At 36.8% G+C, this 9,241-nt stretch carries 9 protein-coding genes and 1 pseudogene; 2 read left to right on the top strand and 8 right to left on the bottom strand.

Features of this window, described 5'->3' with window-relative positions:
* Positions 1 to 2: 2 nt before the first annotated feature.
* Positions 3 to 92, top strand: coding sequence for a helix-turn-helix domain-containing protein (locus tag ACQR30_RS09425; protein WP_429734368.1), 90 nt, complete (start codon positions 3 to 5; stop codon positions 90 to 92).
* 451 nt (positions 93 to 543) lie between these two features.
* On the opposite strand, the gene ACQR30_RS09420 is transcribed toward ACQR30_RS09425, so the two are convergent.
* The 5 genes from ACQR30_RS09420 to ACQR30_RS09400 all read right to left on the bottom strand — a co-directional run bounded on the left by ACQR30_RS09420 (position 544) and on the right by ACQR30_RS09400 (position 5,766).
* Entirely contained in the window at positions 544 to 1,479 is a 936-nt protein-coding gene (locus ACQR30_RS09420) for a manganese catalase family protein (protein ID WP_429734358.1), read from the bottom strand.
* A gap of 105 nt (positions 1,480 to 1,584) precedes the next feature.
* On the bottom strand, positions 1,585 to 2,127 hold the full coding sequence (locus ACQR30_RS09415) for a ferritin-like domain-containing protein (RefSeq protein ID WP_429734356.1): 543 nt from the start codon (positions 2,125 to 2,127) through the stop codon (positions 1,585 to 1,587).
* Between the two features lie 252 nt (positions 2,128 to 2,379).
* Positions 2,380 to 2,862, bottom strand: coding sequence for a DUF421 domain-containing protein (locus ACQR30_RS09410; RefSeq protein WP_429734354.1), 483 nt, complete (start codon positions 2,860 to 2,862; stop codon positions 2,380 to 2,382).
* Between the two features lie 158 nt (positions 2,863 to 3,020).
* A complete protein-coding gene (mgtE, locus tag ACQR30_RS09405; RefSeq protein ID WP_429734352.1) occupies positions 3,021 to 4,427 on the bottom strand; it encodes a magnesium transporter in 1,407 nt (468 codons plus the stop codon).
* Between the two features lie 124 nt (positions 4,428 to 4,551).
* Positions 4,552 to 5,766 (bottom strand): NAD(P)/FAD-dependent oxidoreductase, encoded by a 1,215-nt coding sequence (locus ACQR30_RS09400; RefSeq protein ID WP_429734350.1) that lies wholly within the window; start codon positions 5,764 to 5,766, stop codon positions 4,552 to 4,554.
* 1,032 nt (positions 5,767 to 6,798) lie between these two features.
* On the opposite strand from ACQR30_RS09400, the pseudogene ACQR30_RS09395 reads away from it, so the two are divergent.
* A pseudogene (locus tag ACQR30_RS09395) lies at positions 6,799 to 7,197 on the top strand (IS66 family transposase); the annotation flags it as partial.
* Positions 7,198 to 7,427: 230 nt separating this feature from the next.
* Here ACQR30_RS09395 and ACQR30_RS09390 read toward each other — a convergent pair.
* The 3 genes from ACQR30_RS09390 to ACQR30_RS09380 form a co-directional block, all read right to left on the bottom strand.
* Positions 7,428 to 7,727 (bottom strand): tyrosine-type recombinase/integrase, encoded by a 300-nt coding sequence (locus tag ACQR30_RS09390; RefSeq protein ID WP_429734366.1) that lies wholly within the window; start codon positions 7,725 to 7,727, stop codon positions 7,428 to 7,430.
* 179 nt (positions 7,728 to 7,906) lie between these two features.
* Complete coding sequence (locus ACQR30_RS09385) at positions 7,907 to 8,128, bottom strand: hypothetical protein (protein ID WP_429734348.1); 222 nt, start codon at positions 8,126 to 8,128, stop codon at positions 7,907 to 7,909.
* Positions 8,129 to 8,490: 362 nt separating this feature from the next.
* Positions 8,491 to 9,063 carry a DUF6088 family protein gene (locus ACQR30_RS09380; RefSeq protein WP_429734346.1) on the bottom strand — a complete coding sequence of 191 codons (573 nt, stop codon included), beginning with the start codon at positions 9,061 to 9,063 and terminating at the stop codon, positions 8,491 to 8,493.
* Between the last annotated feature and the right edge of the window lie 178 nt (positions 9,064 to 9,241).

The following is a 9,241-nucleotide window of genomic DNA, read 5'->3' as shown; positions in this document are numbered from 1 at the left end:
GCGTGAAATATAATAAGTCGAGGGCTGCTGAAATCTTGAAAATTGACCGTAAAACACTTTATAACAAATTAAAAGAAATGGGGAAAATATAAAGAAGACCTGTGGGAAAGAAATGGTTAATTTTTGTATCCAAGTTGAGATCAGTAGACTTGAGTGAGAAGGTGGCTGTTAAAACGGATGCCCTTTGCTAAAGAGATAAATGGACTTCCTTAATTACCCCTACATTTTGTAAGTTAAACTAGCGTCTTCTTATCCTATTTGGTATCGAGTCCATAGGTTACTTATTTAAAAATTTTGAGAAGAACACACCTTTTGTTCACATGGTTATCTCGTTTGTGCCATAGGCTATTGAAGCATATTTAAAATGCGTCCGGCAGTGAATAAATACCTATGAATATAGGAAGCCGGCTAAGAGGCGGCCGGAATGCAGGCCTTGAACATCATTAATAAGACTATAGGACCCATTCGTAAAGCGGGCCGCCTCAAGCATCTATCTATTGAAAATTTATAGGGTTTGTTGTAATTACGCCGGACTATCTGAGGTCATCCTTTATCATAATCACTCCACTGGCCTTTATCTTTTTTATCAGCTTTTTTAACTTCATCGCTTTTAAGTTTACTAAATTTTTGATTTTGTTTCTCCGTTTGCGCTAATTGTCTTTTTGTTTCTTGAGATGGCTTTTCAGTAGCTTTCTTTTTGACATAAGCTAACGGTTCCTCTATGTATTCAAAGTCTTTACTCATCCCCGGCATCTGTCCCTGATTCCAGGGGCCAAGAGCACTTTCAGGTTTAGATAAATTATAATACTGTTGTGTAAATCGGGGATCTGCAGCTAGTATACCGGGCGGGAAATTTGGTTGAATGGAATCAAGGGCGGCTTCAAACATTTTATAATGCGCAACTTCTCTTGTCATTAGAAACGATAAGGTTTCCAGTACATAAGGATCTTGTGTGAATTTCATTAAATGCTCATAAACTAATTTGGCTCTCGACTCGGAGGCGAGATTGGATCTTAAATCGACCGTCAAATCACCGTTGGAATTGACATATGAAGCACACCAGGGAATTCCTTGGCTATTTCTCGGAGTAACACCACCGCCAGTAATAACAGCAAATTGAGGATTGGCTGTTAGTGCGTCATGAATTATACTTTCTTTTGCCGTTTTGCCATTCATTATTTGCATTATTTCTGAATTGTCGGCAGCATCCTTTAATTCACCGTTTACTCCTTTAAGTAACATTTGGATCGTAGCTCCCACAATTTCAAGGTGACTAAACTCCTCGGTGGCAATATCCATCAGCATATCGTATTTGTCGGGGTGAGGTACTTTTGCGCCGAAAGCTTGAGTGAAATATTGCATAGCAGCGGCTAATTCTCCATTCTCCCCACCAAATTGTTCTAACAACAAATTAGCAAAATAGGGATCTGCTTTTGATACTCTAGCATTGAACTGCAATTCTTTAACATGATGAAACATGGTTTATATTTTTTAAGGGTGGATAATAATTAGGAAAGGAGATATTCGGTTCTTCATATTTTCAAGGATGGCGCCATAGGAAGGGAAATTAAAATGACATTCATTTTATTCTTTGGTGCCTTGATTACGTATGATTGATTCAACTGTATTAGCAAGTGCGTCATCAGCCGCTTTTTCTTCATCGAGATTTTTATGAAGGAGATCAGCAATATCAAGTCTCCCCATTAATTGGGCCCATCTATACAATGTTCCATAGGTGGAGATTTCATAATGTTCAATCTTTTGGGCGGCAAAAATTATTGCGCTATCGCGAACCATTGAATCTTCGCCGGTGTCTGATAATAATCCTTTGACTTCTTTAATTAAAGCGGCCATAGCTTTACACTTTTTGGTGTTCGATTCAATATTCATTAATGCAAAAATATCTTCCAGACGAGAGGCATGCCCTACGGTTTCCTGGAGATGGGCACTTATAATTTCTTTCAGTTTTCTTGAAGTAGCTCCTTCTTTCATATAGGGTAGCATATCAATTAATTCTTTTTCAACCCAATAAATATCCATTATTCCATCCAGGAATAATTTGCAAAAATTCGAATCTTCTTTTTCAATTATCGAGTCACTAAGAAAGTTGGTATTTGTGTTTTCCATGATATTTAGGTTAAAAAATGAGAATATAAAACAAGTTGGTATTTATATAAACAAAGGCCATTCCTAAAAATAACAGACAAAGCATTTTATGGATGTCAATATATACTGTGCACTTAATAAGAGCTTAGAAAGCAGGCCCAACTTTTAAAAAAGATTTTTATTTAATTGGACAAAGTGGGTAAAAATTTCCTCAAATTCAAAACGTTTATAAACATGCATCGCCCAAGAGGCAGGCATTTGGAAGCCATACATTTATTTTTTGACGGCGGTAATTTCTCCTGTTTGTTCAATTCGTGCTTCTTCAATTTCATTTAAATCATTTACAAGCGCCTTGTCTCTTACACTTTCCATGAGATCTTCCAGACTGATATTGCTGCGTTTCATATTCTTCCAATTGATGGTTTTGTTTTTATATAATTCTCTCGCCTGACCCTTTACTAATTTTTCCATCTTTTTTGAGTACATTGATAAAATTGCAACAATACGATGAAGTAGAACTATTACCACGCTAGCGATTACGGTAGGGAAGAAGGGAGAAGAGCCAGTAACCGCGCGGCTGAGGACCCCGCCTAAAATAATTCCAACGACGATATCAAAGGCCGACTTCTTGCCAAAGGTTCTCATTCCTGTTATTCTGATCAGAAATAAGGCTAAGAAAAATATGACAAAAGCTCTAACAACCATTTGCAGGATATCCAATTTGCCAACTTGTTCAAATAAATAATAAAAAGACATATTCTGCAATTAAAAAAATGAAATTTCAATCTGTAAGTATTACCTAAACACCAGGAATATTCGGCAGACTAAAAAAGTGAAAATCCTGCAGTCGAGTTTACCAATCATCCAATAATTAAATTCAATTTCGCTGTTAATTAGATATCCTTATTGGATGATTAGGTCATCCAATGCTGCAATACTGTCGCAAGACCTAAGAATACTGCAAATCCCACTATATCTTGAAAAGCAGTCTCAAAAGGGCCAGCAGTCGTTGCAGGGTCAAATCCAAGCTGTTTTGAAAGCATTGGAATAACGGTGCCCATAAATCCGGCGGTCAACATTGAACACATCATGGCTATTCCTATTACTAAACCAAAAGGAAGATGTTTGGACCAAATAGCCCCCACTGTTCCCAAAATCAATCCGCAGGTAAGTGCCATTAGAAAAGAAGTGGCACCTTCCTTTTTTAAAGCTCCCCACACGTTTTTACGACCTCCTGATTTTGTGTCAAGCGCACGTACGGTAATAGCGGCAGCTTGTAACCCTACATTTCCTGATACCGCTGAAATGACAGGCATAAAAGAGGCAAGTAGGATTATTTTCTGAAGTACAGCGTCAAAATGAGAAATTATCAGCCCTGCACCGAGCTCGACAACCATCGTTGCAACCAGCCACGGCACACGCAATCGGGCTGCTTGAAGAGGCGAGAGTTTTTCCATAGTTTCGGTATCTGTACCTACAGCTTGGGTATACAAGCGCCGCAATCTCCCGATTATAAAGGGAATGAGATCATCTGCGGGAATTACTCCCACAAGGTTATCATCGTCATCTGTCACGGGCATTGCCATGTATTTATATTTGGAAAATAAGGTTGCAGCATCCGTTTCATTAACACTTGCAGCAATGGAAACCACCTCGGTAGACATTACTTCGTTCACTAATTTCTTGGGGTCACACATGAGCAACTCCCTAATTGAAATGACGCCTAATAAACGACTTTTTACAATTTTATCGGTTGTTTCTTTTTCGACCACATATAAATCTTCGGGAATATCCACTTTGGGATCTGTTTGCCGTACAGCCTCAAGAGCCTGTTGAACACTCCATTCTTTATTTAACCTTACATACTCGGTAGTCATCAGTCTACCTGCAGTGCCCTTAGGGTAATTGAGTCGTTGCTCTACGTCCTTTACTGTTGCCGTATTTGGTCTCTCGACCCGAAGGAAGTTGTTTAACTTCTGTTTAGGTACTTCGGCTAAAACAGATGCCTTATCTCTGGGTTGTAGTGTTTCTATTAAATCATGCCATTTGTCGGAATCGAGTTTGGCCAAGAGATCCTTTTGGCATTCGGGTTCTAATTTTGCTAATACCTCCTTTGCTACTTTCTTTTCAAGCACATCAAATACAGTTGCTACCTGTTCGGTTTTGAGCTCCTCCAACCCAAGCGCAATATCTGTAGGGGATTCATTACGAAGAGCCTTTGTTAGTTTTTCTGTTTGCAAATCATCATCGGGCTTTTCCAGAATGGTATTTAATTGCTTCACCAATTCTTTCCAATTAGATTCTTGAGGTTTATTTCCCATAGGTGATTTTATTTTTAGTTACAAGCCTCTCCACCCTGCGTTGATGTGTGGGGTCCACAAAATTGCAGAAGCAAAACAGATGCCAGAACAGGCAAGGATAAAAAGCCAGAAGAGCTTGATAGAATCACTTTTTTTTTCTATTAAAACCAAATAATTCTTCACGCGAATCGTATTTTCCTAAGATTTTATTTGTCAGGATTTGTGCAGCAATCATGCTGAATGTTATCCCATTGCCACCATAGCCTAATGCAAACAACATTTTATCCTTATTTTGATAATTGCCAATAAAAGGGAGTCCGTCCTGGGTTGCACTAAATGTCCCACACCATGCCATATCTACCTCAAAAGCAATATGGGGAAAAAGGCTTTTAAACCTTTTTTCCAAATAATTAATTTTTTCTCTTAAAAGCTGATCTCTTTTTACCGGATCTTTATAAGGTATATCTCCGCCACCAATCATCATGCGATTATCGGAGGTAGTTCTAAGATAAATATAAGGCTCCTGGGTTTCCCATATCAGGCTCCGTTCCGGCCACAAATCCTGTTTATGTACAGGTTGGGATATAATTACATAAGTTGAATTTAGATGTACAAGTTTTTTAGGTAAGAATTTTCCTGCTTCAAAACCTGCAGCAATTATTACGTATTTACATTTTATCTTAAAATCCTTTTCAGTCTTTAACTCATATCCGATTTTAATTTTTTCCCAATGAGTAATGGTCGTGTGTGAAAATATTTGAAGGGCATTGTTTTCCTGTAGGAATTGCATAATGTTTTTTGCGGCTCTATAGGAATCCATTTGTGCCGCTTCCAAATTTTTGAGCGCCCCATAACTTTCTATGTTATGAAAGGTTTTAAGTTGCGACTTATTTAAAAAAGAAACAGGAATGCCGTTTTTTACTCTACACTCATATTCTTTTTCTAATAATTTTAAATCTTTTCTTGAACTGGCTAAATATAAACTACTCACTCTTTCAAAATCTACTTCTGATTTCGAGTTTTTTAATACGTTTTCAATGTCGGTAATGGATTGTAAACAGCATTGATAAGCGTTTACCGCCGCAGTTTCGCCAATTTTTGAAATTAACTTTACTAGCGGGACATCAATTTCATATTGTAATTGTGCTGTACTAGCGGCAGTACTGCCGGTGGATAATGTACGTTTATCAAATATCGCACATTCAATTCCTGCCTTACACAATTCATGGGCGACTAAAGTTCCCGTAATCCCTGACCCAATAATAGCGACATCAACTTCAATATCCTTTAACAAGGGATTGTAATAATCATTTAATTCGTTTTTGACGATCCAAAATGGTAATCCAGAATGTAAATCCATAAATAATATTGAAAAAGTGAAAACTTGAATTTATGCAGGGAATATAGAAATTATTTTTCTCGGGTCATCAAACTTTGTCAGAACTGTTTCTTTTTAATCCTTATTATTATTTGTTTAAGTCTAGTCCCTAATGTGGGCGGATACGATATTACTGGATGAAAAATGATGCCAATTCTTTGGCGCATACAATAATTCATTTTCTTTGAAGTTTTCGTTTCAGGCAAACCACATCCAGAAATCTTTAGTTGGCTCATCTGTGGGATCAGTGTTGTGGATAATAAAATAAATTCCCGCCCCTTTCATTTTGTTCACTAATTTTTATTGTTCATTAAATATGAACATAGTTAAAAAATGAACGAAAATATTTTTATAACCAAAAATCACTTGGTCGAGCAAGCATTCGAAAATCTTGGAACAACGTCAGGATTGGGGAAAATAGATACATACAGACCTAAAAGGAAATTCTGAAATAGACGGAAAATTAAATCTCAAATTTCCAAATCGGAATAAATTCGTTCTGTATGTGTATGTGAAAAAGATAGTAAGAAGGTCTGCCTTAAAAGAGATAAAATAGCTCTCGATAAATTATCTGCCGATCATTCTGGTAGCGGAAGAAATATCTCTTGCATTAAAAGACCAATTACGCAATTTAAAAATAACTTATCTGGACGGAGCGGAAAATATTATATCAATACCGATAAACGCTTCGTTTTGATTGAAAGCAATAAACAACTTAAAGAAAATAAAAAGTCCCTCAATCGCACATTTATCAAAGCCGTCAGGAAATATTAAAGCTGGCATTGTATCTTGGAAGTTTTCGTTTAAATCCTACCACTAAAAGTTTCTGGCAGCAATTGCCATATGTGCCGGAACATGACATGTGGGGTAGGGTGGAGAATCTGCCGGAGGAATTTTAATCAAATATCTCAATGCAGAAATTTTGACTATTTATACAGACGGGGCGAAAACAGCATGGATGAAAAATTGGAAACTGATTTCGCAAAAAAAATAGGGAAGATTGCAGATATATCAAAAGATTATCTGCAAATGGATGGCTATACGGTCTATGATTCTGTTGGTAAAAGTGAAGATATCATACATCTCAACTGCTCATGCGAGACGTGAATTTGAGAAAGCCTTGTCCAATGATAAAGCGCGGGCAGAGATAGCACTATTATTTATTCAAGCTCTTTATAGTGTAGAGCGGCAAGCAAGGGAAAAAGCGATGGATGCCACGCAAAGAAAAAAACTCGTTTAGATAAATCCCTCCCCAGGCTCAATGCTTTTGCAAAGTGGATGGCTACAGAAGTAAAGAGTGGCAACATACTTTCCAAAAGCTCCATCAGCAAGGCCTTTTTTTACAGCATTAACCGGTGGGATAAACTCAGCGCTTACCTCTATGATGGGGTGTTGGAAATTGATAATAATTTGCTTTATCCAAACTTCCTGCTTAACAGATTAATGACCCATGTTTTTCCGGAAAAAGTTTGGATAATATTATTTATCACAAGTTTTGATAAATTTTCTTATCCAAAGTAAATTGTTATCCAAAGTTCAAAAAACTAAGTGCTACTAATCAATTTCTTATATGCTTTACTTTGTAAAATAGCTTTGGATAACAATTTCTTGATTTTATTTTGCCAAACCTTTCAGCCAGATCTTTAGTTTGGCATCTTTCTCCCATGATCCTTCCTCAGCCTTGGCGTTGATGGGTTAAGGGAAACCAACCTTTGTTGTTGATTCTTAGTCTTTCGAATAATGATATGATGATGCTCAAAATTGATATCTTCATTTCTTATCGATATGGCTTCGCCAATCCGTATACCTGTACTGTAAAGGAGGCGATATAATGCTGGTAGTGCGAATAAAATACAATCCATATTCCTGGAGTTATTAACCAATGTATCGCATACTCGAAAAAAACTGCTGTATCTGTTTCTGGGTGAAGATATGGGGTACATAATTTTCAAATGATCTTCTTGGAAGCCGGGGCACATAACATATATAACCAATGTGACACATGTATTTACAAAACTGGGATAGGACAGAATATTTATCATATAAAGTTCTACGACTATCATTTACACGGGATTTGCTCCATTTCGCTATTAAAGATTCTGTAATACAAGGGTCTATAACATTATTTTGTAGAAGGGGCTTTATTTTTTATGGCAATAGCGAGATAATGGTTTCCTATATTTTCGTCATAATCTATTATGGAATTATCATCCATATATTGCTGAATACCTTGCTCCCATTTGCACTGATGCACTGCAATGCAGGCTTCTGAGTAGCCTTCTTCTCTCAAAAAGCTTAGACACTCTTTGATGAGAATTTTGATGTTTTCGCTTTCTGTTTCCATTTCTCCTTGTTTTACCGAACGAAACCTCGCTCTGTAAACAAGTTAATCATAATATTATCAAAAGAAGATTATCACAAGTAGATAGGATTTACCGTTAAATTATCTGAATTTTTATAGCTAGCTTTGGATAATAATTTACTTTGGATAACTGAAACGGGAAATAATTTTATAACCTTTGGAAAGAGAAGTGCCACCCTTCAGCTCAAATTCAAAGCCCTGTTTCTTTAGTCCATAAAGCACATGCATTATCCAGTAATCTTTTTCTATCAAGTACGAGTTTATGCTTGTGTTATCGTGTAGGATATTTAACAGGTCTAAAAAATCTTTATGTTCATGAAGATAAGTAGCAGCCATTTAAAAAATTATCGCGTTAAGGTTTCGAGTGTTTTTTTTGTTCTCTGATTGCCGTAACGAGCAATATAATAGTGTACCTTTTTTTTATCCATAGTACGCAATCTGTCGCCTACCTTGCCGAGAACTTTCTCTTGATCTTCTGCAAGTTTATTTAAATTATTCACCAAATCCACCAATAAAAATTCTTCATTTAGTTTGTTGGGAAAGTGCGGCTTTATCCTGAAGGAGAATTTTCTGTTGCCCAATTTAAACTCACCATGTCTTTTATGATTGTACACCACTCTTTGATTATAAAGCTGTGTGGTGCCCACACCAAGACTGTTATATACATTGGGAGATGTAAGTAGAAAACGGTCATCTTTCAGGAACTCGCGTACTAGTACGTTTTCTTCCGGAGGAGCTTTGCCGAATACTGTTTCTTTAGGATAATAATATAGCCCGCGTGACAGTTTTTGCAAAACACCACCTTTGACAAGGCTATTAAGTTCTCTGTCTATTGACGAGGACCATTGCTCTATATCCGAGCGACGATACACCCGGCCTTTGCGTAGGCGGTTTATCAACTTAACTTTATTGGGCATATGAAATAACTTCTTTTATTTACCGAAGGTACGAAATTTTTAAATTTGCATGAAACGTAAATTAAAATTAATGCAAAAAAATAAAAAAGATCTTCTAAAACGGCCCATTTTCGATCTTTTAATCAAGTATAAAGCAAGGCAGACTGATAAATGCGATGTTAGGTCTTATACGGCTATA

This window comes from Arachidicoccus sp., from assembly GCF_050436765.1.
GTDB lineage: Bacteria > Bacteroidota > Bacteroidia > Chitinophagales > Chitinophagaceae > Arachidicoccus.
This window is presented reverse-complemented; position numbering and strand designations above follow the sequence as displayed.